This window comes from Clostridium sp. UBA6640, from assembly GCF_002455975.1.
In the GTDB taxonomy this organism is placed as follows: domain Bacteria; phylum Bacillota; class Clostridia; order Clostridiales; family Clostridiaceae; genus Clostridium_J.
This window is the reverse complement of record NZ_DKLM01000131.1, coordinates 8,656-34,273: the sequence shown is the minus strand read 5'-3', so window position 1 is coordinate 34,273 and position 25,618 is coordinate 8,656. Positions and strand designations below refer to the sequence as shown.

Sequence of the window (25,618 nt, the reverse complement as noted above, 5' to 3'; positions counted from 1 at the left end):
TTTTTAAGATACCAATTTCCAGGAACTTATGATAGAATATAATCAATCAATTTGCTACAGTTTTAGACAAAAAGGGGAATTGTTATGAGTGTAAGTGAAAAAATATTTGTTTTGCAGAAGTCTATAACAAAAAATATTGGTGAAACGGCTTTAGGGGATTTCATAAAAAAGGAAAAAATGACTACTGAATATGCAAAAATGGGTAAGGGAAGAGAAGAATTTATATCCGATATGGTTAATCAAGGGAAGATAAAAAGAGAAAATTTGAACGAATTTTTGTATAAAGAGTTGTTTTATGGAAAACAGAAAGCAAATTATATAAGGAAGTTCTCATCGTGTGTAACTAATCTCGAATCAGAGACTGAGGTGATAGATGCTGTTTGCAAAACATATAATGTCCGTAGTGGTGATGTGAATTATATAGCAATGAATTTTTTCATACATGGAGAATCCATAGAAGCACTGCCATTATTTAAAATCTTAAAAGATAAAACTACAGGAAAGGTAAAAAAAATACATTTTATTTTTTCAGAAAGAGTTGGGAGATATACCATTAAAGGAGCTCCTCCAACGTATGAACATAGCTTTATTCCAGTTGAGATTGATGTAGAGAAAAAAATAATGGTTATAAGGGTGGCTAGAAAAGATAAAATGGTTGATGATAACCAAAAGTATGATATGCTACAAGACAAATATTCGAAGAAGGTTATAGAACTACTAGGGTTATGTGTGGAAATATTTGTACATCATAAAGAAAACCTTTACAAAATGATGACGTATTTGGTGGATCAAATATTTACAGAAATGTGTAAAAGTAAGCCTAAGGAAATTGGACCGATTATAAAAAAATTAAGTGCGGATTTACTTAAAAAATTAAATATAGATAACTGGGATAAGAAAAAAAGCAAAAAAAATATTTTTGACCTAGAGCAAAACATAGACAGGCTAATAGATCATATGCTTATTACCGATATATTATATGATAGGAATATTAAGGACAAACTGGAAGGTGTGGATGGAATTATCACATATTTAAAGTTTAGTGATGGTATAAATTTACAGGCTATTCTTTCTGGAGAAAACTACACTAGGGCTATTTATGATTCTGATGCTTTCATGGGATTGAGGAGAACAATAGATAATGTAAAGGCAGTAATGGAAGCAAATGTAATATGGTATAATGGTACCCAAATAATAAGAGTAAAATATGATATGTCAAGTCCGCAATATATGTTCGTTTTTTTCTACAGGTACTATAATCAAGGAGAATTTGAATATGCTTTGGGAAAATATGAAGAAATTGAATCAGGAGACACTGACAAAGTTCAAAAATTGGATAAAGGATGCGCCAATTGAGTTACTATATAATATAACTCCTTATAAATTTGCAAAAGATACGAACTCGGATATAAATGAAAGTACAAACTTTTTTCACAGCTTATATAAATATGAATTCGCATTCATAAAAATAAATGTGAAATGTCGAGAGTGCAGGGTTCAAAATACAATATATCTTGATGGAGATTCTGATGAGACATGTTGTGTAGAGTGTGAAAGAACCATAGAGAAACGGCATATTGAAAATGGAGAACTGATCTATGTATTGAAGGATGAATGCTTTGAATATTTTAAAGATAAGGTTTTACATCAAAAAAAAGTGATAGATCCGATGAATTTACTATTAAAAGATAAGCCAGATATTTTTTCAAAAGTGAATAATGTTATATATATGGAGGATTATAGTGAAATTATGATTGAACAAACAAAAAAAGAAAATGAAATAAAAAAACCTAAAATTTTTATAGGTAGTTCCAGAGAAGATTTAGACGTAGCGTATTCTCTTCAAGAAGCATTGGAATATAATGCGGAGCCTACTGTCTGGAGCCAAGGGATATTCAAGCTTTCCAGCAATACCATTGATGATCTTTTTGATAGCATCAAAGGAATGGATGCTGCTGTATTCATATTCACACCTGCTGATATTGCAAAGATAAGAGAGGAAACAGTTAGTGTGGTAAGAGATAATGTAGTATTTGAATTAGGGCTAGCCATTGGAATGCTTGAAAAACGTAATGTTTTTTACATAATACCAAGAGGATACGATTTCCACCTTCCGTCAGATTTGACTGGGATAACTCCTGGATATTATGATGCAAATAGATCAGATAATAATTTACTGGCAGCGTTAGGTCCGGTAGTTACAAAGATTTTAAAACAATTAAAAGAGTAATTTTTGGTAATTAGTTGTAGTATTCTAATACTTGACATAAGTTATCATGAATTTGGTAACTTGTGTAAATATGAGTGTGTGAAATTATTTCTGTAAATAGCTTTCTATGATAATTATTTTGAAGGCATGGATGCCATGATATATTTACCATGCCTTAATTTTAATATAATAGTAAATAAATTATATGTCAAGAACACACTTAATACGGGTGTGTTTTTCTATATTAGCCATAAGCTTTAAGGAAGTCTTCCTTCATACATTATGGATAGTTCTCCATAAACTTTATCCCAATTTCTAAGAGGTAAACTCCACTTTTTTGTGGCTTCAAAAGTTGCTAAGTATAATGCTTTAAGCAAAGAAGTGTCACTTGGAAATACACTTCGCTGACGATTCAATCTACGATAAGTACTATTAAGGCTTTCAATAGCATTAGTTGTATATATAACCTTACGTACATCAGCAGAAAACTTAAGTATAGGGCTTATAACATCCCAATTAACTGACCAGCTTTTCATTGCATTAGGATAGTGTCCTTGCCATTTTTCAGCAACTTCAAGCATACGAGCATGTCCTTGCTCTTCAGCCGGTGCATGATATATAGTTTTTAGATCTGCAGCAAATTCTTTTTTATCTTTATCAGCAACATATTTCAAAGTATTACGAACCTGATGCACTATACATCGTTGATATTCAGTATTAGGAAAAGCTACATTAATAGACTCTTTAATTTCAGAAAGTCCATATGTACAGAGAATTAGAATATCTTTTACACCCCTATTTTTTAACTCATTTAGTACACTAAGCCAGTATTTGCTGCTTTCATTTTGACCTATTTGAATACTAATAACTTCTTTTTTTCCTTCTTCATTTATCCCAAGAATAACATAAGCAGCCAACTTTTTAATAACATGATCATCCCTTACAGAGAACTGTACAGCATCAATATAAACTATTGGATAAACTTGAGAAAGTGGTCGCGCTGCCAATCTCCAATCTTTGGTAATAACTTATCGGTAATATCAGAAATCATTCCTTCACTAACTTCAAAACCATATATATCTTCTATTTGATCTGAAATTTGACGGGTTGTAAGGCCTTTGGCATACATTCCAATTATCTTATCTTCAATATTAGAAATATCTTTTTGTCTCTTTTTAACAACCTTTGGCCCAAAAGAGCAGTCACGATCTTGTGGTACATCGATTTCCATTTCATCATATTTGCTACGAATAAGTTTTTGTTTCTTTCCATTTTTTGCATTTGAGCTATCTGTACGTTCGTATGACGCATAACCTAGATGATTGTCCGTTTCAGCTGCAAGCATACTCTCAATGGTACCTCCAAGTAGATACTTCAAGGCCTCTTGAATATCTTCAGCAGATTGGATGTTATATTCTTTAATTAAATCTGTAATAATGTTCTTTTTCCCTTCACTTAGTCTTTCTTTTACCCATAAAAAACAGCCTCCCATGATATTTTAATTTTATCATAGAAAGCTGTTATTATTTGTAATTTACAGAGTTTTTTTCACAGGCTTGGTCGAGGGTATTAAGAGCCACCCTTCGCCTCCACCATAGAAGTATGGTGAATTTTTTATTTTATACTAATACAAGGAGCTGGGTATTGATTATTATGAAATTTTGTTAGCATAATGCTACCTTCACCATCTATTATTCCTGCTATATAGGCTCTTTCTGTATCAGTCATATCCTCACCCTTTATTACTTATTTACTATATTAGTTTCTTATGAATATGCAATTTATACATTATAATATTTTACCGATAAATCAGTGAGTCACACAGTAAAATTTTGATAAATTTATACTTAAATAATTATTCTCTACATAATGGCTACTCTTCCTGGTAAACCTTAAAGCTATGGAGTGATTATAAAGAGCTTTTTATTATCACTGTCAAAGAAATAGATACTTCTAATAATCTTTTTTTCTTTCTTCATCTGTTAGACCATTAAAAGAAGTTCTAGTTTTCTCTAATACTTCTTCTATTGGCTTATTATAAAAATCCATTGTTATTCCCCAAAATTTATTTTTAATTAGTAGGAAACAGGTTATCGAAAATCCTATTTTTATTAGAAATAATAAATAGAGTTCTCTAAAGTAATTGAATAAAATTCGAATATAGAATCATCTTAAAGGTTAGAACTATTCTAATATCAATATTTTTTTAATTTTTTTATACAGTAAAAGTTAAGATGATATATTAAAACAAAAAATCTTTAGTTTGTATAAAAATATTTATAAGAGCGAATAATAAACTAGTTTAATTTTAAATTAGAGGAGGAAGTATGAAACTTTATTACGAAAAGGGAGTAAAAACAGAAAAGGATATAGAAGAAATTCATCTATTAGATTCTATAACTTATAGCGATAAATATCTTATTTCTGTAGAGGATTATAAAAAAAGGCTCCAAAAGAATAGCGATATAATATATGTTGTTAGAAATTCAAGAAATAATATAGTTGGATATTTTTCAGTAATTCCTATAACACTTGAAGCATATGAAAAAATAAAAGCTGGTGGAATTGATAAAGATATAATAAACCCATCAAATATAATTTCAAAGGACGAAGTTTGGGAATATATTTATTGGGACTCCATAATTGTAGATCCAAAATACAGAAAATTTAAGGTAGGGAAGAAACTTGTTAATTTTGGTTTTTCAGATCTCTTAAAATCTAGACAAGAAATAAAAAAAATAATTGCCCATACAGTCTCAAAGGGAGGAGAAAAATTAACTTCAATGTATGGACTTATTTTAAAGAAAAAGTTAGATGGAAAATCATTAATAGTAGAAAGGGTGTTTAGAAATAGGAGATATAATAAGAAAGGGCATTACAGCGATAAAAATAAGAAAGCTATAGAAAAAAAAATATCAAGAGTAGTCGTTGATCAAAATGAAGAAATGCTACGAGATATGTAAAAAGAGAGACTTATACCTATCTTTTTTAATGTTATCAACATCAGTTTTTATACTTCATATCTTTGATTAACTATTTTAAGTATAATTATCCTGCTTCTAATATCTATATGGAAAATAACTTTAGTTTTGCTTTCATTGTATAGAGTCTAATATTTGGTAATAATCTAAGATATTTATATTAGAATTAGGTTCAAAATATAGTCAGCACCATTAGAAATAATGGAAGAAGGTGATCCCGCGCCTCCACCATGAAACCCTGGACAATACAGGAATGCATTGTCCAGGGTTATTTATTTTTTTAGAGTTAAGAATAATGAGTCGTACCATAAAAATTGTATACGAACAATAAGTCCTAAAGGTAGCTATTGAAAAAGTACACTTTGGAATTGGTATGTCTATAGGTATGGTTTTTCAATTTAAATATAATCCATTTTATTTAAATTACAATCCATAATGATGAGAAGTATTTTCATTTAGCTGTTATAAAACAATAAGCTACTCTTATTTTAAGAGAAAATAACTTCTGAAAAGGGGATTTCTGAGATGTTGACAGGAGAATTTGTAAATGCTACGCTTTTGAAAGTTAGACTAGTATTACATTTTCGTATAGTGGGGCTCAGGCGTTATTTAGGTTAAAAATAAGATGTTTATAAGGGAGAGATATAAAATGAAAAAATTATTGTCATTATTTTGTATAATATTTATGACTACTTTAATTTTAGCTGGTTGTTCTTCAGATAAAGATACTACTAAAGAGGAAGCTGTTCGTACTGTAAGTACTGTAAGAGGAGATGTTGAGGTTCCTGCTAATCCAAAAAGAGTTGTTATTACTTATGGGATGGGTGACATTTTGGCATTAGGAGTTAAACCGGTTGCTACTTATAATGCAGAGGGTAAAGCTTATGAAAAAGAAGTAGAAGGCTTACCGATATGGGAAAAGTTTGAACCAGAAGAAATAATGCAATATGATCCAGATCTGATTCTTGTTGTAAGCGAAGAAAAAATTGATGAGTTTTCTAAAATAGCCCCTACAGTTTATATTCCTTTCACCAACCTTAGCATGGAGGAGAGAATAACCTTTTTAGGAGAAGTTCTTAATAAAAAGGAAGAAGCCTCAAAGGTTCTATCTGATTTTAAAGAAAAGATAAGTGATGCAAAGGAACAATTAGCTTCCAAAGGAATTATGGATAAGAAATTCAGTATTTTTGAAGGTAGTCAAAATGGAGGCATTTGGGTATATGGTGATAAATGGGGACGTGGAGGCGATTTAATTTACAGCCAATTAGGATTTAAAGCACTAGATGTTATACAGAATGAAATTATAGGAAAAGATCAACATAGAGAGATTTCTCTTGAATCAATTAAGGATTATGCTGGAGACTATATAATATTTAGTGGAGAAGTTGGGAAACTAGAGGATAATTCAGTTTGGAAATCAATTCCGGCTGTTAAGGAAGGACATGTTATACCTGTTGATTTTACACTATTTTTTGACATTGATATTTACTCATCTAGGGTACAGTTAGATTATATCATGAATAAATTACTAGAAAATTAGTAAAAAACTAAGATACTTATAGCATATAAGTATCTTAATTTTTTATAAGTTAAAAGATTTCCTAAAATCACTAGGAGTTATTCCATGAACAGCTTTAAAGGCAGCAGCAAATTTGGCTGGATTTTTGTATCCGCATAGTTCAGATATGGCACGAATACTTAGATGGTCAGCAGATAGGAGCTGCATGGCTCTTTTCATGGTTTCTATTCGAATATATTTATAAAGAGGAATTCCATAATGGTTTTTAAAAGAATCGCGAAGTTTACTTTCGCTCATTCCAGCTATTCTGCATAGTTCAATTGTAGTTGGAAGATTTAAAATATCTTCATCAATCTTATTCTTAACTTGATAAATTTTCTGCTCATTTTCCCAAGTAACATAGTGGCGGCGGCTGCTTCTTCTTTTAGGAATATCAGGAAAGTTTCTAGTAATTGCAGATAAAAGATGCAAAGTCATCCCCTCAAAAGCAAGTAAAGGCATGTCTGTATTTCTTACAGCCCATCTAATTTGCTCTAAAATAAGCATTATATCAGGAGTATTGTAGTGTTGAGTTTTCCAATGCTTTGCATCCTGAACACTGATTTTAGGTGCATGGGTGCGATCTTTAAGGAAAGGCTTTATAAAGTCATCAAAAATTAAAACACTAGTAAAACAATAGTGTACGTCTTTAGAGAAAGTAAAAGTAAATTGTTTTTGAGGGTTAACAATTAAATTAGTTATTGGAGGAAGAGCTTGTCTCTTTTTTCCTTGATGTGAATAGACTATTTCTCCACAGTCAATACAAAAGATAATCATAAAAGGCTTACTTGAATTTATTGTATGTACTATCTGTTCGCTTGGGGTAAACCAAGCACTTGAAACAAATAATCCTTTAGCAGCATTTATTTCTGCAATCCATCCATTTGTCCAATGAGGAGGAAAATCATAAATCTGTCCATTACCATAGGTCCTTTTAACAAAATTATATTTATCTGCTAAAGCACTCCAAGAAGAATCATTATATTCATCCATAAAATTTTTACCTCTCTCTTTTCTTTGATTTAAAGTAACAATATTATAGCATCAATTGAGAAGAATTTTCAATAAGAACATAATCCATTTTATTTAAATTACAATCCAAAATGATGAGAAGTGTTTTCATTTAACTGTTATAAAACAATAAGTTACTCTTATTTTAATAGAAAATGACTTCTAAAAAGGGCATTTTTGAGATGTTGACAGGAAAATTTGTAAATGCTACGCTTTAAAAAGTTAGACTAGTCTTACATTTGTATATAGCTCAGGCGTTAGTGCTATTTGATTAATATAAGATATTTATAAGGGAGAGGGATAAAATGAAAAAATTCTTGTCACTATTTTGTGCAATACTTATGACTACTATGATTTTTGCTGGCTGCTCTTCATCTAAAAATGAGGAGAAGGAAGAAGCAACAGTTCGTACTATATCTACTGTGAAAGGGGAGATTGAAGTTCCTGCTAATCCTAAGCGTGTTGTTGCTAATTGGTATGTTGGAGATGTTATTACTTTAGGATTAAATTTAGTTGGATATAATGCTTGGGAACAAGAAAGTATGCCTTTTTATGATACTCTTAAAGCCTCTACAAAAATTGAAAAGTGGGAGCCGGAAGACGTAATGAATTTGGAACCAGATCTTATTATTACATATGATGAGGCAGACTTTGATAAATTCAGCAAAATAGCTCCAATTCTTGTTATTCCAGAGGGAGATATGAATTCTCTTGAACGTATAAAAACTATAGGAGAAGCTACAGGACGTAAGGCTGAAGCAGAGAAGGCAGTTTCTAATTTTGAAGAAAAACTTGCAGATGCAAAGAAAACTTTTAAAGGGGATACCTTTGAAGGGAAAACTTTCAGCATACTGGAAGACTGGGGAGCTACTGGTGAGTGGAGTGGACTATATTATGAGACAGGTTCTAGAGGTGGTACTTTAGTATATGAATATCTTGGACTTAAATATCCAGACAAGCTTAAAGAACTTATAGAAAAATCAGGAGAAGGACGCGGATCTATAAGCTATGAAGTAGCTCATGAGTATTTTGGTGACTATATATTATGGTTTAAGCAAGAAGGTAAAGAGTCTGATTATGCAAAGACAGAAATTTGGAAAAGCATTCCTGCTGTTGCAGAAGGCAGGGTTGTAGAAATTCCAGGAAATTATGCAGGACCTTTCTTCTATTCTGATGTTACAAGTCTTACTGAGCAACTTGACTATATGGTTAATGCAATAAATTCATTAGCTAAATAATTCTAATTAAGAAAGGAAAATAAATATGCAAAATACCTATAATAAAAAGCGACAATTAGGGGCTTTGAATTTTACAATCTATATGATTGCAGGGGTGGTTTTGCTGGTGATTATGTCGGCAGCATCAATTTCTTTTGGTGCTGCTGATATGAGTTTATCCACGGCTTGGGGAGCAATTTTTAATTTTGACTCTTCTTTAACTGAACACCAGATTATTCAAACTCTCCGACTTCCTCGTATAGCAGCTAATATAATTGTTGGGTCAAGTCTTTCCATATGTGGTGCTATAATGCAGGGAACCACAAGAAATCCTCTTGCTGATTCTGGACTTATGGGTATAAGTAGTGGTGCTACTTTTGCTATAGCTTTTTGTATGGCATTTTTACCTGGTGGAAGTTATGGACAGATGATGATTTTTGCATGTATTGGTGCAGCTGTTACTACAGCTATGACTTATTTTATTGCATCTATTGGCAGAGGAGGCATGAAACCACAGAGACTTGTTTTAGCAGGTATTTCTATATCAATGTTATTTGGTGCTTTTAGTCAATATCTTTCTATTAAATATAGACTTGGGCATGCTTTGGCTTATTGGACTGCTGGAGGAACAGCAGGTGCTAAATGGAGTGAACTTGCTATAGTTTTCCCATTCTTTATTGTGGGCATAATTACAGCTCTTGTTATATCACCTTCAATTACTCTTTTAAATCTTGGAGATGATGCAGCTATAGGTCTTGGACTTAATACTAAGAAGGTTAAAGCTATTTCTACTGTAGTTGTTCTAATACTTACAGGGCTTTCTGTAATTGTTGTTGGACCTGTTGGTTTTATAGGATTAATAGTACCGCATATTGTCCGCTACCTTATAGGCGTAGATTATAGATACATAATTCCAGCTTCAGGATTATATGGAGCTTTGATTACTGTGGTAGCAGATTTAGTTGGAAGGCTTATTAATAAGCCTTATGAAACTCCCATTGGAATTATTTTTGCTGTAATAGGGGTTCCCTATTTTCTTTATCTTACAAGGAAGCAAAGGAGGGAATTCGAATGAAGAAAAAGGGCTATTCAGTTTCACGTGGCTTAACTATTATTTTGGTACTTACCATTGTTCTGTTAGTTGTGGCAGTAATAAGTGTGAACTCAGGTAAAATGAATCTCTCTCCTTCAGAAGTTTTTAATGTTCTTATTGGAAAAGGTACAGCTAAACAAAATCTTATAGTATATGATTTTCGTCTTCCACGTATTGTATTAACTATTCTTGTAGGTATTGGTATGGGAACAGCTGGATGTGTAATGCAGAGTTTACTTCGAAATGATATGGCTAGTCCTGGAACTTTGGGAATAAGTTCTGGTTCAGGGTTATTTGTATTATTGTTTGTAGTTATTTTTAAAGTAGATAGTGTATCCTCAGCTATTGCTCTCCCACTTTTAGCTTTTATAGGTGGAATGACAGCAGCAGTGCTTATATTTTTACTTTCATATAAAAAAGGAAAAAGCATATCACCTACAGGATTAATTTTGACAGGTGTGGCTGTTGGAAGTGGATATAGTGCTGTTACCATGATGCTTACTTTAAAGCTAGATGAAAAACAGATGGATTTTATTCAAAGATGGAGTGCAGGAAGTCTTTGGGGAGACAATTGGACGTATATTTCTATTCTTGCACCTTGGATATTGATTCTATTTTTATATGTACTGTATAAATCTCGTACTTTGAATACCTTAAACCTTGGTAATCAAACTGCAACAGGCTTAGGAGTAGCAGTAAAGAGAGAATTCATAGGTCTAGCTGTAGCAGCTGTTGCTCTATCGTCAGGCAGTGTAGCCTTAGGTGGAAACTTCTTTTTTGTTGGAATGATTTCTCCACATATGGCAAGGAAGTTTGTAGGCTCAAATCATAAACTATTGATTCCCACTGCATCTTTAGTAGGCTCAATAATTATTCTATTATCAGACACTATTACTAGAACTATAAGTCTTGGAACGGATGTTCCTACAGGAATTATTATTACTGTATTAACTACACCTTACTTCTTATACCTATTAGTAAAGTCAAATTAAGGAGGTTTGTATGAAAAGTATTGAAACTAAAAATTTATATATAGCTTATGATGATGCTCTCATTGTAAAGGAATTAAATATGCAGATACCAAAGGGAAAGATAACTTCTATTATAGGAGCAAATGGCTGTGGTAAATCAACTATTTTGAAAGCGGTTGGACGTATATTGAAGCCTAAGAAAGGTGTAGTACATTTAAGTGGGCAAGATATAAGTAAATTGCCTACAAAAGAAATAGCCAAAAAGATGGCCATACTTCCTCAAACTCCTACTGCACCAAGTGGACTTACTGTAGGTGAGTTAGTTGCATATGGACGTTTCCCTCATCAAAAAGGTTTTGGAAATCTTACAGAGGAAGATAAAAGAATTGTTAAATGGGCTTTAGATGCAACTAAGTTAAGTGAGTTTGAGAGAAGAGAAGTTGATGCTTTATCAGGAGGGCAAAGACAGAGGGTTTGGATTGCTATGGCTCTAGCACAGCAAACTGATTTAATTTTATTAGATGAACCTACCACTTATCTTGATCTTGCTCACCAATTAGAGATTTTAAAGCTTTTATATGAGCTTAACCGTAATCAAAAGTGTACCATTGTTATGGTACTTCATGATTTAAATCTTGCTGCAAGATTTTCTGATTATATTATTGCTATTCAAAGAGGCGCTATCATAAAACATGGGACTCCTGAGGAAGTTATGACTCCAAAAGTTCTTAGAAAAACTTTTAATATCAATGCTGATGTTGTTATTGAACCTAAGAGTAATCGTCCAGTATGTATTACCTATGATATTGTAGATGAAAATGAGGATGTAGAGTCGAAGGAAAAGGAGGCAGTAGGCATATGAAAACTACCTTACGTATTTTTATGGGAGCCAGAAAATATTGGATTTATTTAATATTAGCATTAATAGCCGTTATTATTTCTACTATAGCAGGATTTTATAATCCATGGGCCCTAAGAGAACTTACAAGTATAGCAACAGAAGGAAGCGGTGATTTTGGAGCTCAATCTTTACGAATAGGATTGATGCTTTTAGTTGCAACTGTGCTTCAATCAGCTGGAAGCTCTGTTTCAGGATATTTAAACCATCATGCAGCTTTGCATTATGTTGCAGATATGAGAACAGAACTTTACTCTAGGCTTCAACATATGGGGCTTAAGTATTTTAATAAAAGCCGTACAGGAGATTTAACTAGCAGAGTTATTAATGACGTTATGGAGGTAGAGATTCTTTTAGCTCACGTAATTCCTGATCTTGTGGTTAATATATTGACTTTCGTAGGGGTTGGGATATTATTATTTTCAATTAATGTAAAGCTGGCTTTTTTAAGTCTTGTTACTATCCCTTTTCTTATTATGATTACCCTTTGGCAGAGTAAACATCTTTCTCCTATATGGAAACAAAATTCTATGGTTAGGGGAGAACTTTCTGGTACTGTTCAAGATAATTTTTCTGGAATTAAAGAAATACAGATATTCAATCAGCAGGAAAGAGAAGAAAAAAGGATTAAGAATCTTTCTATAAAGCATAGTAAAGCATACTTAAAGGCAAGCTTCTTTTTTGAAACCACTTTTCCGCTTCTTGCATTTTTCACTGCTCTAGGCTCTGTTATAGTTATAATATTTGGTGGATTTATGGTTTCAAGAGGAGAAATTAACATTGGAGATATTGTAGGATTTTCTATGTATCTTGGTATGTTTTATGGACCTATAAAGAGTTTTTCAAGACTTATGGAAATGTCGGGTAACGCACTTGCAGGGTGTAGACGCGTCTTTGAGGTTATGGATGAAGTTCCAGATGTTAAAGAGAAAGTTAATGCAAAGAAAATGCCTAAGGTTAAAGGAGAAGTTGAGTTTAAGGAAGTTTCTTTCTCCTACAATGATGAAATAAATATTCTGCAAAATATAAATTTAAAAATAAATCCAGGAGAAACTGTAGCTTTTGTTGGGGCAACTGGAGTTGGGAAAACCACAATAGCCAGTCTTTTAAATCGCTTTTATGATCCTCAAAATGGAAGCATTTTAATTGATGGAATAGATATTAAAGATGTAACTTTAAAGAGTCTTAGGGATAATATAAGCATGGTTTTGCAAGATACCTTTTTATTTAACGGAACAATTTATGAAAACATTGTTTATGGATGGAAAGAAGCTACTAGGGAGCAGGTTCTTGAGGCTTCAAAGACAGCCAATGCTCATGGTTTCATTGAAAATTTAGAAGATGGTTATGATACCATAATAGGAGAGCGTGGAGTACGTCTTTCTGGAGGGCAAAAACAGAGGATTTCCATAGCTAGAGCAATCCTTAGAAATTCACCTATTCTTATTTTAGATGAAGCTACATCAGCTCTTGATACAAAAACAGAGAAAGAAATCCAAGCTGCATTAGATGAAATTTCAAAAGATCGAACAACTATAGTAATTGCCCATAGATTATCAACTATTCGTAATGCAGATAAAATTGTAGTTCTAGAAGGAACAGGAGTTAAAGAAACGGGAACCCATGATGAGTTGATTCGTTATGGAGGAGCTTATGCTATGCTCTATAGAAGTCAGGTATCTTAAAGATAAAAAAATTAACGACTTAAAATCGCAAAAGCAATTTTGAGTCGTTGTTTTTTATTTATTTTCATGTTCCAAAAGAAATTTTTGCATAGCGTAAACAGAATCTGAACTAATAACGTGTTCTATAGCACAAGCATCTTCATCTGCAATAGAACTATCAATATTTAGAATTTTTATAAAGAAATCTTTAATAATGTGATGTTTTTTAGATGTAAATCTAGCTATTTCTAAGCCTAAAGGAGTTAAAAATATTTCCTTGTACCTTTCATTGGTTACAAGTCCTTTTTCAGCTAAAGTTACCATAGCACTATTAGTGCTGGCTTTAGTTACTCCAAGCTTTTCTGCTATACGAGTCATTTTAACCCCTTTGCCTTCTTCTGATAACTCATAGATAGCTTCTAAATAATTTTCCATTACAAAAGTAAGTTTTTCCATATAAATCTCCTGTGATTTTTAAAATTAATTTTATTTACTATATATTAATGAAAAGTCTTTTAATAATAATAACATACTTTAAATGGAGTTCCAAGAATAGATACATTTGTAGGAAGCCAAGAAGTTGTATTATAATATTTCCAATATGAAGTATTGTAAACAATAAAAATTTATGAAGAAAAATTACTTCCAATAGTAAAGGGTTCTGATACGAAGTTTGATTCATAAGAAGATGATAGAATAAGAGTAAATTGGGATTTGCTTTTGTATTAATGCAAACAGCTTTTGAGAATAAAAGTAATCATCCTAAAATTTAGTTATAGCACAGAAAGAGAGGAATAATTTTGGGTGAGCGTATACCTTGTAGAAGTGAGGGATGTAAGACAAATATTTTGCAAACAACAGCGGATAGAACCGGTGGTTATTGTATGCCATGCTATCAGGAAATAAAAAGAAAAGAGGAAGAAGTGTTAAGCTTGACCAGATTAAACTTGATGAGAATATTGAAGTAAAGTGCAGGTTATTAAAGTCAAAAATAGTTGAATTAAAGGCTGAAGAATGATTAGGATTATGTTAGTTCGCTTTCACAGTGAGGGTAGACTTTTCAATTTGAAAATCTATTTTCCTTGACCTCACTTGTGATTTTAGTAGCAATAGACTCCAATACAATGACTTCTTCAAGATACTGTAGTAAGTTCTTTTGTGTTATTGTATCTAGAGAATTTAAATCTTTTATTATCTTCCGTTCTTTCTATAGCATTTTCTATATGTACTAATAATTTTTCTAAAAGATAATTCTCATTTATATCATTATCCTTTTTTTCTAACTCAACATAATATCCTTCCGTTGCTATAGTAATTATTTCTGCATTATTTACTAAATAGTTAAAAACAGACATGTCCACGGCATTGATAGCTTTTTTAGTATGAAAACAATCCAAATCAATATCTAAAATAAATTTCTTGTTTATTCTATTCGAGATAAAAAAACCAGGTATAAAATTATTTATCTGATTTAATTTAAACAATAGTTCCTCTCCTTCTATTACCTTATCGTATACATCAATTTGGCACTCATCGCCATGTGAACTCTTTTTACATTTACTAGTGCAGCAAGGATCTATATAGTATATTTTATTATTGGCATAATCTCTGCAAATACCTGCACTCAGTAGGCTAAATACTACTGCGTCTGATATCATCCCTGTTTGTAATGCAAAATCTATATGCTCATCATTGGAAAGCTTGTCTAATGATGATGCAATTGTAATTGACTCATTTATACATGCATTTGCTATAAGTCGATCTCTTACAGGTCTCCATTCTAGACCAGCAACCTTACAAGAATGCCTGTAAAATGCACTACGGGTATCCATATGGTGGTCAAAAGTTAATAATACTGGTGCAGTTTCATTATTAGAGGCATATTCTGACCATGGAATTATAACTTCGTGATGATTTTCTACAATATAAATTTTCTTTCCTCTTACTACTTTTTCAGTTACTTTATCTGTTTTCAACAATAATCACTCCTTTAAAAACACTCTACAAGTTTCGACATTATATAACATATCATATCTTTAATAAAAGGAAAAGTGTTGTTTAGGAGATGATTATGTTGTGAAAAAGTTCTTATCATCACGGCTAGTTTTAATTAGTTTTTAATCTTAATATATTATTCATTAGAATTATTATAAAACCAGCTTTAATGAAAAACCTCACTTAGAAGCAATACGGTGAGATAGTTGTATTTTACCAAGAATGTAGAAATGGGTTGTGGTAAAATATTCATATAGAAATTACAAAATAAAAAATAACATTTGACTTATACAGATAGTGCTTTAGATACAGAAAGTAACGAAGTAAAAGCTGGATAAAACATAATTTTGTTAACTGCAAGAGAATTTGTAGTGTTAGAGTAGTATTAACTAATTCTAATTAGTGGATTGCAAAACTAATTTCATAAAAATGTAGATAACTTTTTAGAAGTTAGAAATTCAGAATATTATTACAGCTATTATTCAAAAATCAAGTAACAATAAAATATATCTTTAAAAAAGGGTATAAGAAATAAAACTTTAAAAAATTTAATTTTAAAAGCTAATATTTTAAGTTATTAATTTCTTAAACTTAAGTTATAGCACAGAAAGAGAGGGATAATTTTGAGTGAGCGTATACCTTGTAGAAGTGAAGGTTGTAAGGCAACTATTTTGCAAACAACAGCTGATAGAACCGGTGGATATTGTATGCCGTGCTATCAAGAAATAAAAAGAAAAGAGTATGAAGAGTATATCAAGAAAAACAGGAAAGATATCAACTTATATGATGGTATAACTGACCCTGTTGAAATCTTAAAAATAATGCATACACCTAAGAAATATAATCCATTAGAAAGTTATGTGAAATATGAAAAAAGTATCGAAGAAATGTATGTTGCTCTTTCTAAAGAAGATATAGAAAGAATGAAGGATTATGTGATAAAGCTAATTGAAAGTGAAGATATAGAGAGGGCTCAGGATATATTATTGGAAATTGTATGTTATACAAATACGGAAATTGAAGAATGTCTACAAGCATTAATAAAGAAGAATGAGTGTTATCCTGAAGTAATATTTAAAGATGCTCCAGTTGATGTTAGAGATTATTTGATAGAACAAGTTAGTAAAGGCTCAGATACCTTAAGCTTAAATCATATGTTAAGTGCTTTAGCTTGGATTGGTGATGAAAGAGTTGTACATTTATTTCATGAATGGAAGAAGAATACTCCTAAATGGAGAAATAAACTTTATGTTCCACCAGAAGAATATTCTTTAGAAGCTGGATGGGAGTTAACAGAAGATGGAGCAACTAATTAGTTGTTAAAAATATACTCAAATATAGATAAAAGTATATTTTTAAAACAAAAGCTCCCTACATTCGTAAAGAGTGTAGAGCGATGATTTTAAATCATCCAAAACTCCTTTAATTGCTGGAAGTCCCTAAAGCCTAGTTAACTAAAACGTAAGGATGAAATAAACCTAGACGTGAATGTTACGAAAGTAGAAAAAATAACTAGGATAGTATAAGGTTAAATCCTAAGTGCTAAAGTAATGGGTAATCAGCAACCAAGCCCCGAATAGGGGAAGGCTCAACGACTAGAGAGGAATCTCGTACCTGCAAGTGTGGGGAAATGGGGAGAACCCTAATTAATTAGGATTGTGATATAGTCTGTGCTTATATGAAAGTATAAGAAGTTCATAAGAGAACTGGTATGGAGTAACGAACCATATTGAACACTCTAAAAATATATACAAATGTCAATTAGATAATTAAACAACCGTATTTTAAAATTTTATAAATATTTATACTTTAAAAGTAAACCTTAAAGAATTAATTATTTTTCTAAATCTTTAACTATTAAATTATAGACGTAATTGCTAATAGTCATTTTATTTACCTTATCAATATAGCGCTATAAATAATAAGTGTTAATAATGTGGGAACACTAATATATAAATAAGTTATAGAAGATGCTAGAAAAAAATGAGGTGAAAGATAATGGGAACTATTATTAAAAATGTTAAACAATATTCTTATAGATTAGATACAGAAATGTTAAATGAATTGACATCTATAGCTAGCCAATATAAGAATGTAAAGAATTATGTTTATTCAAGATATAGCGGAATTAATAGTATCCTATTATTAAATAAGGAAAGACAAATAAGAAATGAATGGGTAAAATCAGAGTTTGCAAAACAATGGAAATTACCTGCTCGTTATTGGAAATTAGCATTAACCGAAGCTATGGGAAATATTAAATCTCAATGGTCTAATATAAAGAATAAAATTAAAGATCAGGTTAAGGTTAATGAGAATTTATCAGATGAAGATAAACATTATATAAATTATATTGTTAAATTTAATAGTTATTATCATAAAGTATTAACCAATGAAAAATTTGATATTCCTAAGATATTTAAAGACAAAAACTTAAATTTTAAATATCTAAATAATCTTATTAGAAGATATACTAGAAAATATAAAGGACATATACCATATTCTAAAATAGGAAAAACATTTTCTATAGATACTGGATTATATTCTTACAAAAATAATTGTATTAATATAACTTCTACAAAGAAAGGTAAAAGACTGTCTATAGAATTAACTGACAACAATAAGTATGATAGAACAATGATAGTTAAAATTATAGATAATAGAATAGTTATAAATTGTCCTTTAAAAATAAAAACTAGAAAGAATAAAAATACTAATATTATAGGAATAGATAAAGGTTATAGATATTTATTTGCAGTATCAAGTGAAAATTTTTATGGAGAAAATCTTAATAATTATCTTAGTAAAGAAACTGAAAGATTAAATAAAGTTAATGCTCAAAGAAATAGATTTTGGGCATTGTATAATCAATATATTAAGCAAGATAATATTAAGAAAGCTAATATTATAAAAGAAAATAATTTAGGCAAAGTAAAATATAATCATAATAAACAGAAACATGATCAAACAATGAAATCTTATATAAATTATTCATTGAATCAATTAATAAAAGAAGAAGAGCCAAAAGAAATAGTTATGGAACAATTAGATNNCTAGATTTTGTTAATTGGAATGACAGATATCCTAAAAGTGTAAAATGTAAATTATCAAGATGGATTAAAGGTTATATAAGAAAAAGGTTAGAGTATAAATGTGATTTTTATAGTATTAAATATACTTATATAAATCCAGCCTATACAAGTAAAGTATGTGGTGTTTGTGGAAGTTTTGGTAAAAGAGATGGTGATATGTTTGTTTGTCCTAAATGTAATAAGGTTCACGCTGATATTAATGCAAGTAAAAATATATTAAATAGAAAATATGATAAGGATATTACTTTATATACAAACTATAAAAAAGTTAAAGATATTTTAGAAAAAAGAGTAAAAGTAAGCTAATCAGATATGTAAAAGGTGATTTAATCACAAATATATGTACCTCAGAAATGAAGCATATATTTTACTAGAAAAACTAGGGGTTAAATAAATCCTTAAATTATAAAATTTTAAAATACGGTTGTAGGATAATTTAGTGAGTTATAACTAGAAATTAGCTAGTTATAACGAGCTTTATGAACTGGTACATCCAAGGCTTAAAACTATCATAAGATAGAATAAGTGCGAATCATCTAATTTGAGTACATTTGTATACATTTTTAGAACCAGAGCGAAGAGATTTGTTTTATGCAGATTGTTATACCATTGAAAAGAAAAAACCTACTGAAGATGAACCCATATTATTTTTACAGACACAAGATAAAAAGTGTGAATGGTGTGGAGGAGATTTAGTAAATCTATTTAGTTTCGATCTAACGAATTCCTTATTTGAGTTTATGAATCTAAATGGTATGAGATTAAACATAGCAACTTGCCATGTATGTACCTGCTATGGAACTATATATACTGATATTGATACTAATGGAGCTGTACATTGGAGTAAATTAAATATTAAACCGCAATATTTATGTAATGCAACGGATGAGGAGATTATAACTCCTAAAGGACCAATACGCATGTCAAGGGTAAAGAGAAACTGTTATCATGCAGCAAGTCAATTTTTAGAAACTACATTTTCACAAATCGGAGGGCATCCCACCTGGATACAAGATGCAGAATATCCTAAGTGTCCAAAATGCTCAAAGCATATGAAATTTATAGGACAAATTGATTGGGCTGATATTGGGAAATATGGCGAAGGCATGTACTATGCTTTTATCTGCGAAGAATGCAGCATAGCTGCTACAAATTATCAGCAGTCTTAGCAGTTACATAAATTAGAGGTGTTAGAATAGTGATAAGAAAAAGTAAGATACTCTTATTTAATGATAGATTAGAATTATTATATGGTGGTAATCAGGAAATGTTTATTAGGTGGGATGAGATTTATGCAGTCCATTTAGAAAAAGTAAATTTAATTAATTCTACTTCAGTAGCCTTGATTTTTGATTATGAGAATGGAGAATACTTTGAGGTAAGAGATATGATGCAAGGATGGGATAACCTTATAAATAATTTAGATAAATATATACCACTAATAGATAGCAATTTAAGGCATTTAATTAATTTGTGCAACGATGAAAAGATATTAACCATTTACAGACGATAGTTATTTGAAAGACAATAACTACAAAGTACTATTTAAAAGGGAGCATAATTTAAGATAAAGATACCGAATAATTTTATTAGATTAGTTCAAGAGAATACAATATTAAATGTATCATTAGGATATGATGATATTTACCTATTTCGAATTGATAATATTTAAAGAGAATATGCTGGTGATTTTAGTAAGATTAATTGACGAAGCATAGATTTAGATAAATATAAGGGGAGAGTTATATGAAAATTAATTATAACATTAACAATCCAATGGCACCACCTTGGTTGATGTATCCGCAGATTAGTAGATATAGCATTGGTTGGAGAATGGGGTATGGAGAGAGTTATGTAATGGATTTTGCTGATTGGTACTCTGGTCTTATTATTGAAGAGCAGAAACAATTTCAGCAGATGTTTCCAGAACCTAAGGGCTGGCTTGGTTGGTACAAAGAAGAATATACAGATGGAGATACCTATAATCAAAATACCATTTTGGGGAATACGAATGGAGAAATGAGATATTCACTTAAAAGTGTACAAAATGATTTTCAAAGAGGGAAAAAGATAAAATACTTATTCTTTTGGGGCCATCAGCCTTCAAAAAATGGAAGCATTACAAAAACTTGCTTGAGCCAATGGTGGAAATCAACTTTTACAATTGATACGGATACCTACTACTGTATGGAACAGTACATGATGGCGGAAAAAGCAAGGCTTTTTGAAGATAATGAAACTTTGGAAAAGATAATGAAAAGTAATCATCCAAAGCAAATAAAGGATTTAGGAAGACAGGTAAAAAATTTTGATGAAGACATATGGATTGAAAATAGATACTCCATTATCCTTAACGGTAATTATGCTAAGTTCATTCAAAATAAAGATTTAAGACAGTTTTTAATAGGGACCAATGATAGGGTATTAGTAGAAGCTAGTCCTTATGATAAGATTTGGGGAATTGGAATGTCTGCTGATGATGAGAATATAGAAAATCCTCTGTTATGGAATGGAGCAAACCTATTAGGATTTGCATTAATGGAAGTTAGAGATGAACTAATTAGGATTTGTCAAAACTATGATAAGCTGAATTTGATAAAGCTACATGAGATGTTTGACTAATATAATCACTTGTACAATTTAAATATAGGAGGCACAAAATAATGAGCAAGCAGATTAGTTATTTAAAAGGAGATGCGACAAATCCGACGATACCAGGTAATAAAATAATTGCCCATATTTGCAATGATATTGGTGCATGGGGCAAAGGATTTGTACTAGCTGTTTCTAAGAGGTGGAGTGAGCCTGAAAGGGAATATAAAAAGTGGTATAAAGATGGTACTAATTTTGAACTTGGAGAAGTTCAATTTAGCCAAGTTTTTGAGGATATATATGTTGCTAATATGATAGGACAAAGAGGTATAAGAAGAGGTAAATCAGGCCCTCCTATTAGATATGAGGCAGTTGATAAATGCTTAGAAAAAGTTGGTGAAAAAGCATTAGAATTAGACGCCACTGTTCATATGCCTAGGATCGGATGTGGATTAGCAGGAGGTAAGTGGGAAGAAATTGAGAAATTAATAAATAAAAATATATGTTCGAGGAATGTAGATGTGTATGTTTATGATATAGGCTAAGTTTTATTAAGGTGGGTAAAACAAGCTAGTATAATTAGTTTGATAAGAGGAGATTTTCATAATGGGTTGGTGTATAGATTTTAAACTAATTGAGGTGAATGGTATTCTAGCTAAATATCGATATGGACAATGTTTACAAGAATTAGATGGAATTGTAGAGGTAAATGTAGTAAGCATAATAAATGGAGAACTTTCTGGAGATACACCAATGAGCGAAGTTGCTAGAGTAATAGTACCTTGCAGTGGTGAAAGTGAATCAAGATATTTAGCAATAAGGGTATTTACTGCAATACATAGGTACTATAAGGAGAATGGTATTTATCCTGAAAAGGGTGGTTACTATTCATAGCGTTGACAAAGATAATACAGAAATTAATAACATAAAAATATATTGTCCTCACTGTGTCCTAATTGTGGATTGATTATCGAATTTGGATTACATTATGGGATAGTTGAGTTTTGCCCTCATACTCAAACTGAGTAAGAAGATAAGTTGAATATATTGTCTCTAATAATTCTAAATTGATATATCTTGAGATATATCAATTTATTCTTAAAAAGGTGGATATCTTTGACTTATAAATATAGTATAGATGTTATTTAATATAAAAAATATTGAACTTAATTGAAATGGGATGATTAATTTGTACAGAAACATTAAATGGCTAGAACCATGGGATTCCTTATGTACTGAAGGAATCCCATTTGAGCAGGAACTATATAAGGAATTAGGAAAGAAACACGTACTATATAATAAGAAAATATCAGTAATAGGAAGACGCTATGACTGTGATGATTTTTTATTTGAGATTAACGATATAGAATTTAAGTTTGCAGTAGTACACCTAACATTTTCAGGTAAGGAAGAAAGTGGGGTATATCCTAGAACTAAGCTATATAAGGATTTAGATGATTGGATTGATAGGTGTATGATACCAGACTATAACGAATTTGAATAGTTAAGAAGGGGTAAAAGAAAGTGATGATAACATGATCAAAAAAATTATAGATATAATAGTCAACAGTAGTAAAGCAAAAGCGATAAAGGTAGATAATTCAATAAATTTGCAGCGACCTAAGAAAATGCAGGATAAAATATTTAATGAATTACTAAGTGATAATGTTAATTTATCAGATATTCCAGACACGTTTCAACTATTACTTAGCAGCGATGAAAAAATAAAGCTACAAGCTGCAGAAGTTCTTAATCATGTTGCTGGGGCGTTAAGTTCTAACCAGTTAGTTAAGGTGGACAAAGTGTTCAGGGAAAGGACTTCATATGACTGGCATTATGATTGGGAAAATAAAAATCCTAATGAGCTGCTTCATCCAGCAATGTCACAAGAAGAGAAGGTTGCAATATTAGGGTTAAGTAGTTTTCACCCAAACGGGTATTTTAGAGAGAAGGCAATACTTGCTCTTTCAAATATGAAAACAGGACATGAAATATCGTACATCTTAATTAGACTTAATGACTGGGTAAGACAAGTTAGAAATACTTCAAAAGAACAACTACTGAGATATGTAACTTTAGAATATGTTATGGATTTTGTAAATAATCTACCTTTAGTATTGAGATTAAGAGAATGCTCAAGGGATGAACATATTGACATTATAGATAAAATTGTTTCAATAATATCTAGCCCTGAAGGTTCTCAAAGACTCATAAGTGGACTTCAATCAGCTGATTCAAAGGTGAGGCTAGCTTGTTATAAAATAATCCTTGAAAGAAAAGTGCTAGACAATAGAAGTATTATAAACTATTTAGTAAAAGATACTAATCCCTACAATAGGCTATTTGTACTTAGGAATATAAGAGATGAAATAACACAGGATGAATTTATTGATATTTCACAGCTGCTGCTTCATGATAAGTGTGCTAAAATCAGAATTATTGGTCTTGAATTACTATATCATTTTTTACCTAAAGAAGCCATAAATGTACTAGAAAAAAGTTTGTTTGATAACAATCAGTCAGTTCGAGAGCTATCACGATATTTGCTCTCAAAGAATAAAAAATATGATTTTACAGCTATATACCGTGATGAAATACAGAAAAATGAGAAATTATATTCTAGTATTTGTGGACTTGGAGAGACGGGCAATATAGATGACTCAAAATTTATAATAAAATTTATGGATTCAGATATTGTTAAAATAGTTAAGGCTTCTATTACTGCATTAGCACGGCTAGATATCCAAGGAAATAAAGAAAAGATACTTTTACTTTTGAATAATGAGAGATCTGGTATATCTAAGACAGCAAAGAAGGTTTTATACAAAGAGATTAACATTAATGATACTAATGCTATATATAGAATTTTTAAAAAAGCAACATATGACCATGTGAAAATTAATTCTGGTATTCTTTTATGTTCATTAAGTAAATGGAATGCTATAAGGTATATCATAGAACTATGTTCAGATAAAAATGAAGAAATTTCAATACTTGGACAAAGAGCACTTGAAAGTTGGAAGCTGAAATATAATCAATCCTTTACAACTCCTAGTAATATTCAGATAAAGGAGCTAAGAGAAGCTTTAGAGTGCTTCGGGAAGTCAATTAAAGATAGTGACAGAGATTTTATTGAATTTTGCATAAGGGATTTTAGTAAGTAGAATAGCAGTGAAGAGAGGTAATGAGCGAATAGATAAATATAGGCAAAGAGTATTAGCGTATAAAATAGTAATGTTTTGGAGATTAAACAACAAAATTATTATGAATTCCACTCAAGTTTACAAACGAAGAATACAGTTGCTGAGGCATTTTATGCAATTATGACTTTTAAATGTAATGTAAACACTGGAGCTATGGCAAGTTTTGATAAAACGAATGGAATATTATTATTCAAGTCTAAATCAGATGCAGAGGAATGGAGGAAGGCTCACTTTAGTAAAGATGAAATGTCGTTGAGATTGACAGGTTTTATTGGGATAAGCTTAAAAAACGTTTAAAAATAGCGAAACAAAGGGTATATATATGTTTTGATCTTAGACACGATAAAGCAGCATCCTTTGATGTTGATGCTGTGGATAGCATGATACATATGTTTAGTAAGTAAAGATAGATTAAAATATATAGAGGGTAAAATATTTTTAAAGAAAAGTTATATGATGGTGGGTTTCACCAACTACGCTTTGCCTCCACCAATAAAAACCTCCACATTATTATATGTGGAGGTTTTTATAAGTTTTAGAATTTCAGTTTAACCCTTCATTTTCCTAAAAGCCAGTGGTGTTTTTCCGTGAAACTTTTTAAATATTTTTATGAAGTTTTCACTATAATTATATCCAATCATTTTAGATATTTCATCAATACTTAATTCTGTTGAAGTTAATAGATTTTCTGCCATTGTGATTTTAATGGAATTAGTATATCGGCTAATACACATATGATATTTTGCTAAAAAGCCTCCTTCGTATTTGAATGATTTGTTTATTATATCATGATCAATTTAACATTTATACAAAAAGAAATACTAGGGGATATGCTGAGGAGTGTATCAGTCTTTTCAATAGCAGTACCAACTATAAGTGTTATACCAGAACAATTACTATTTGGACAAGCAATAGATATGCAAATACCAATAGGAATAATCTTATTAATGACAGCAATAATTAATTTAGGACTTATACTATTTGTTAAGTGGAATGTAAAAGAATTGGAATAAAATTTTATTTAAAAAAGTGTTGACAATTATTATTATGGATAATATAATAAGTCCAATAACTAAATACAGCTTATCTAGAGCGGTGGAGGGACTGGCCCAATGATACCCGACAACCAGCATT

General features: G+C 30.8%; 25 protein-coding genes and 1 pseudogene. 21 read left to right on the top strand and 5 right to left on the bottom strand.

Features of this window, described 5'->3' with window-relative positions; all coding sequences use genetic code 11:
- Window positions 1-84: 84 nt before the first annotated feature.
- Window positions 85-1,356, top strand: a complete 1,272-nt coding sequence (locus B2W91_RS14410) for a hypothetical protein (protein WP_291582193.1) — start codon at window positions 85-87, stop codon at window positions 1,354-1,356.
- Window positions 1,277-2,230: a nucleotide-binding protein gene (locus tag B2W91_RS14405; RefSeq protein ID WP_291582190.1), complete on the top strand. Its 954-nt coding sequence runs from the start codon at window positions 1,277-1,279 to the stop codon at window positions 2,228-2,230. Before B2W91_RS14410 ends, B2W91_RS14405 begins: the two co-directional genes overlap by 80 nt.
- 236 nt (window positions 2,231-2,466) lie before the next feature.
- Here the strand turns inward: B2W91_RS14405 and B2W91_RS14400 are convergent.
- Window positions 2,467-3,701, bottom strand: a pseudogene (locus B2W91_RS14400) (IS256 family transposase).
- A gap of 835 nt (window positions 3,702-4,536) precedes the next feature.
- Between B2W91_RS14400 and B2W91_RS14395 the strand changes: the two are divergent.
- Window positions 4,537-5,172 carry a GNAT family N-acetyltransferase gene (locus B2W91_RS14395; RefSeq protein WP_291582188.1) on the top strand — a complete coding sequence of 212 codons (636 nt, stop codon included), beginning with the start codon at window positions 4,537-4,539 and terminating at the stop codon, window positions 5,170-5,172.
- A 667-nt stretch (window positions 5,173-5,839) separates the two neighbouring features.
- Entirely contained in the window at window positions 5,840-6,730 is an 891-nt protein-coding gene (locus B2W91_RS14390; protein ID WP_291582185.1) for an ABC transporter substrate-binding protein, read from the top strand.
- Window positions 6,731-6,772: 42 nt separating this feature from the next.
- Here B2W91_RS14390 and B2W91_RS14385 read toward each other — a convergent pair whose 3' ends face one another.
- Window positions 6,773-7,741: a helix-turn-helix domain-containing protein gene (locus B2W91_RS14385; RefSeq protein ID WP_291582183.1), complete on the bottom strand. Its 969-nt coding sequence runs from the start codon at window positions 7,739-7,741 to the stop codon at window positions 6,773-6,775.
- A gap of 323 nt (window positions 7,742-8,064) precedes the next feature.
- Between B2W91_RS14385 and B2W91_RS14380 the strand changes: the two genes are divergently transcribed.
- The 5 genes from B2W91_RS14380 to B2W91_RS14360 are packed head-to-tail and all read left to right on the top strand — an operon-like array spanning window position 8,065 to window position 13,623.
- Window positions 8,065-8,997, top strand: a complete 933-nt coding sequence (locus B2W91_RS14380) for an ABC transporter substrate-binding protein (RefSeq protein WP_291582181.1) — start codon at window positions 8,065-8,067, stop codon at window positions 8,995-8,997.
- A 25-nt stretch (window positions 8,998-9,022) separates the two neighbouring features.
- Window positions 9,023-10,051 (top strand): FecCD family ABC transporter permease, encoded by a 1,029-nt coding sequence (locus B2W91_RS14375; protein WP_291582178.1) that lies wholly within the window; start codon window positions 9,023-9,025, stop codon window positions 10,049-10,051.
- Window positions 10,048-11,061 (top strand): FecCD family ABC transporter permease, encoded by a 1,014-nt coding sequence (locus B2W91_RS14370; RefSeq protein ID WP_291582176.1) that lies wholly within the window; start codon window positions 10,048-10,050, stop codon window positions 11,059-11,061. Before B2W91_RS14375 ends, B2W91_RS14370 begins: the two co-directional genes overlap by 4 nt.
- A 10-nt stretch (window positions 11,062-11,071) precedes the next feature.
- The gene (locus B2W91_RS14365) at window positions 11,072-11,902 is read left to right on the top strand and encodes an ABC transporter ATP-binding protein (RefSeq protein ID WP_291582174.1); all 831 of its coding nucleotides are present in this window, start codon (window positions 11,072-11,074) and stop codon (window positions 11,900-11,902) included.
- Window positions 11,899-13,623, top strand: coding sequence for an ABC transporter ATP-binding protein (locus tag B2W91_RS14360; protein ID WP_291582172.1), 1,725 nt, complete (start codon window positions 11,899-11,901; stop codon window positions 13,621-13,623). The genes B2W91_RS14365 and B2W91_RS14360 overlap by 4 nt, the downstream gene beginning before the upstream one ends.
- 54 nt (window positions 13,624-13,677) lie before the next feature.
- On the opposite strand, the gene B2W91_RS14355 is transcribed toward B2W91_RS14360, so the two are convergent.
- The gene (locus B2W91_RS14355; protein WP_291582170.1) at window positions 13,678-14,058 is read right to left on the bottom strand and encodes a metal-dependent transcriptional regulator; all 381 of its coding nucleotides are present in this window, start codon (window positions 14,056-14,058) and stop codon (window positions 13,678-13,680) included.
- A gap of 344 nt (window positions 14,059-14,402) precedes the next feature.
- Here B2W91_RS14355 and B2W91_RS14350 point away from each other — a divergent pair, with 344 nt between their 5' ends.
- Window positions 14,403-14,570 carry a hypothetical protein gene (locus tag B2W91_RS14350; protein ID WP_291582168.1) on the top strand — a complete coding sequence of 56 codons (168 nt, stop codon included), beginning with the start codon at window positions 14,403-14,405 and terminating at the stop codon, window positions 14,568-14,570.
- Window positions 14,571-14,735: 165 nt separating this feature from the next.
- Here B2W91_RS14350 and B2W91_RS14345 read toward each other — a convergent pair whose 3' ends face one another.
- Window positions 14,736-15,578, bottom strand: coding sequence for a UPF0489 family protein (locus B2W91_RS14345; RefSeq protein ID WP_291582165.1), 843 nt, complete (start codon window positions 15,576-15,578; stop codon window positions 14,736-14,738).
- A 642-nt stretch (window positions 15,579-16,220) separates the two neighbouring features.
- On the opposite strand from B2W91_RS14345, the gene B2W91_RS14340 reads away from it, so the two are divergent.
- The 10 genes from B2W91_RS14340 to B2W91_RS14295 all read left to right on the top strand — a co-directional run bounded on the left by B2W91_RS14340 (window position 16,221) and on the right by B2W91_RS14295 (window position 24,781).
- Window positions 16,221-16,913 (top strand): hypothetical protein, encoded by a 693-nt coding sequence (locus B2W91_RS14340; RefSeq protein ID WP_291582163.1) that lies wholly within the window; start codon window positions 16,221-16,223, stop codon window positions 16,911-16,913.
- Window positions 16,914-18,572: 1,659 nt separating this feature from the next.
- Window positions 18,573-18,995 carry a transposase gene (locus B2W91_RS20940; RefSeq protein WP_349680810.1) on the top strand — a complete coding sequence of 141 codons (423 nt, stop codon included), beginning with the start codon at window positions 18,573-18,575 and terminating at the stop codon, window positions 18,993-18,995.
- Between the two features lie 245 nt (window positions 18,996-19,240).
- Complete coding sequence (locus tag B2W91_RS14330) at window positions 19,241-19,858, top strand: DUF1963 domain-containing protein (RefSeq protein WP_291582162.1); 618 nt, start codon at window positions 19,241-19,243, stop codon at window positions 19,856-19,858.
- A gap of 29 nt (window positions 19,859-19,887) precedes the next feature.
- Window positions 19,888-20,202, top strand: coding sequence for a hypothetical protein (locus B2W91_RS14325; protein ID WP_291582160.1), 315 nt, complete (start codon window positions 19,888-19,890; stop codon window positions 20,200-20,202).
- 233 nt (window positions 20,203-20,435) lie between these two features.
- Entirely contained in the window at window positions 20,436-21,311 is an 876-nt protein-coding gene (locus B2W91_RS14320) for an NADAR family protein (protein ID WP_291582158.1), read from the top strand.
- Window positions 21,312-21,352: 41 nt separating this feature from the next.
- Entirely contained in the window at window positions 21,353-21,826 is a 474-nt protein-coding gene (locus tag B2W91_RS14315) for a macro domain-containing protein (protein ID WP_291582157.1), read from the top strand.
- Between the two features lie 61 nt (window positions 21,827-21,887).
- Window positions 21,888-22,175: a hypothetical protein gene (locus B2W91_RS14310; RefSeq protein WP_291582154.1), complete on the top strand. Its 288-nt coding sequence runs from the start codon at window positions 21,888-21,890 to the stop codon at window positions 22,173-22,175.
- Window positions 22,176-22,470: 295 nt separating this feature from the next.
- Window positions 22,471-22,785, top strand: a complete 315-nt coding sequence (locus tag B2W91_RS14305) for a hypothetical protein (protein WP_291582152.1) — start codon at window positions 22,471-22,473, stop codon at window positions 22,783-22,785.
- A gap of 31 nt (window positions 22,786-22,816) precedes the next feature.
- On the top strand, window positions 22,817-24,445 hold the full coding sequence (locus B2W91_RS14300) for a HEAT repeat domain-containing protein (protein ID WP_291582150.1): 1,629 nt from the start codon (window positions 22,817-22,819) through the stop codon (window positions 24,443-24,445).
- Window positions 24,446-24,520: 75 nt separating this feature from the next.
- On the top strand, window positions 24,521-24,781 hold the full coding sequence (locus B2W91_RS14295) for a hypothetical protein (RefSeq protein ID WP_291582148.1): 261 nt from the start codon (window positions 24,521-24,523) through the stop codon (window positions 24,779-24,781).
- Window positions 24,782-25,032: 251 nt separating this feature from the next.
- On the opposite strand, the gene B2W91_RS14290 is transcribed toward B2W91_RS14295, so the two are convergent.
- The gene (locus B2W91_RS14290; protein WP_414633128.1) at window positions 25,033-25,266 is read right to left on the bottom strand and encodes a helix-turn-helix domain-containing protein; all 234 of its coding nucleotides are present in this window, start codon (window positions 25,264-25,266) and stop codon (window positions 25,033-25,035) included.
- 48 nt (window positions 25,267-25,314) lie between these two features.
- Between B2W91_RS14290 and B2W91_RS14285 the strand changes: the two genes are divergently transcribed.
- The gene (locus B2W91_RS14285; protein WP_291582143.1) at window positions 25,315-25,497 is read left to right on the top strand and encodes a hypothetical protein; all 183 of its coding nucleotides are present in this window, start codon (window positions 25,315-25,317) and stop codon (window positions 25,495-25,497) included.
- The last annotated feature ends 121 nt before the right edge of the window (window positions 25,498-25,618 follow it).

Excerpts from the sequence above, each read along its gene's own strand:
- B2W91_RS14370 (WP_291582176.1), top strand. The coding sequence starts at position 10,048 with ATGAAGAAAAAGGGCTATTCAGTTTCACGTGGCTTAACTATTATTTTG.
- B2W91_RS14395 (WP_291582188.1), top strand. The coding sequence starts at position 4,537 with ATGAAACTTTATTACGAAAAGGGAGTAAAAACAGAAAAGGATATAGAA.
- B2W91_RS14355 (WP_291582170.1), bottom strand. The coding sequence starts at position 14,058 with ATGGAAAAACTTACTTTTGTAATGGAAAATTATTTAGAAGCTATCTAT.
- B2W91_RS14380 (WP_291582181.1), top strand. The coding sequence starts at position 8,065 with ATGAAAAAATTCTTGTCACTATTTTGTGCAATACTTATGACTACTATG.
- B2W91_RS14410 (WP_291582193.1), top strand. The coding sequence starts at position 85 with ATGAGTGTAAGTGAAAAAATATTTGTTTTGCAGAAGTCTATAACAAAA.
- B2W91_RS14300 (WP_291582150.1), top strand. The coding sequence starts at position 22,817 with ATGATCAAAAAAATTATAGATATAATAGTCAACAGTAGTAAAGCAAAA.
- B2W91_RS14315 (WP_291582157.1), top strand. The coding sequence starts at position 21,353 with ATGAGCAAGCAGATTAGTTATTTAAAAGGAGATGCGACAAATCCGACG.
- B2W91_RS14375 (WP_291582178.1), top strand. The coding sequence starts at position 9,023 with ATGCAAAATACCTATAATAAAAAGCGACAATTAGGGGCTTTGAATTTT.
- B2W91_RS14385 (WP_291582183.1), bottom strand. The coding sequence starts at position 7,741 with ATGGATGAATATAATGATTCTTCTTGGAGTGCTTTAGCAGATAAATAT.
- B2W91_RS14390 (WP_291582185.1), top strand. The coding sequence starts at position 5,840 with ATGAAAAAATTATTGTCATTATTTTGTATAATATTTATGACTACTTTA.
- B2W91_RS14310 (WP_291582154.1), top strand. The coding sequence starts at position 21,888 with ATGGGTTGGTGTATAGATTTTAAACTAATTGAGGTGAATGGTATTCTA.
- B2W91_RS14360 (WP_291582172.1), top strand. The coding sequence starts at position 11,899 with ATGAAAACTACCTTACGTATTTTTATGGGAGCCAGAAAATATTGGATT.
- B2W91_RS14365 (WP_291582174.1), top strand. The coding sequence starts at position 11,072 with ATGAAAAGTATTGAAACTAAAAATTTATATATAGCTTATGATGATGCT.
- B2W91_RS14405 (WP_291582190.1), top strand. The coding sequence starts at position 1,277 with ATGCTTTGGGAAAATATGAAGAAATTGAATCAGGAGACACTGACAAAG.
- B2W91_RS14320 (WP_291582158.1), top strand. The coding sequence starts at position 20,436 with ATGAAAATTAATTATAACATTAACAATCCAATGGCACCACCTTGGTTG.
- B2W91_RS14285 (WP_291582143.1), top strand. The coding sequence starts at position 25,315 with ATGCTGAGGAGTGTATCAGTCTTTTCAATAGCAGTACCAACTATAAGT.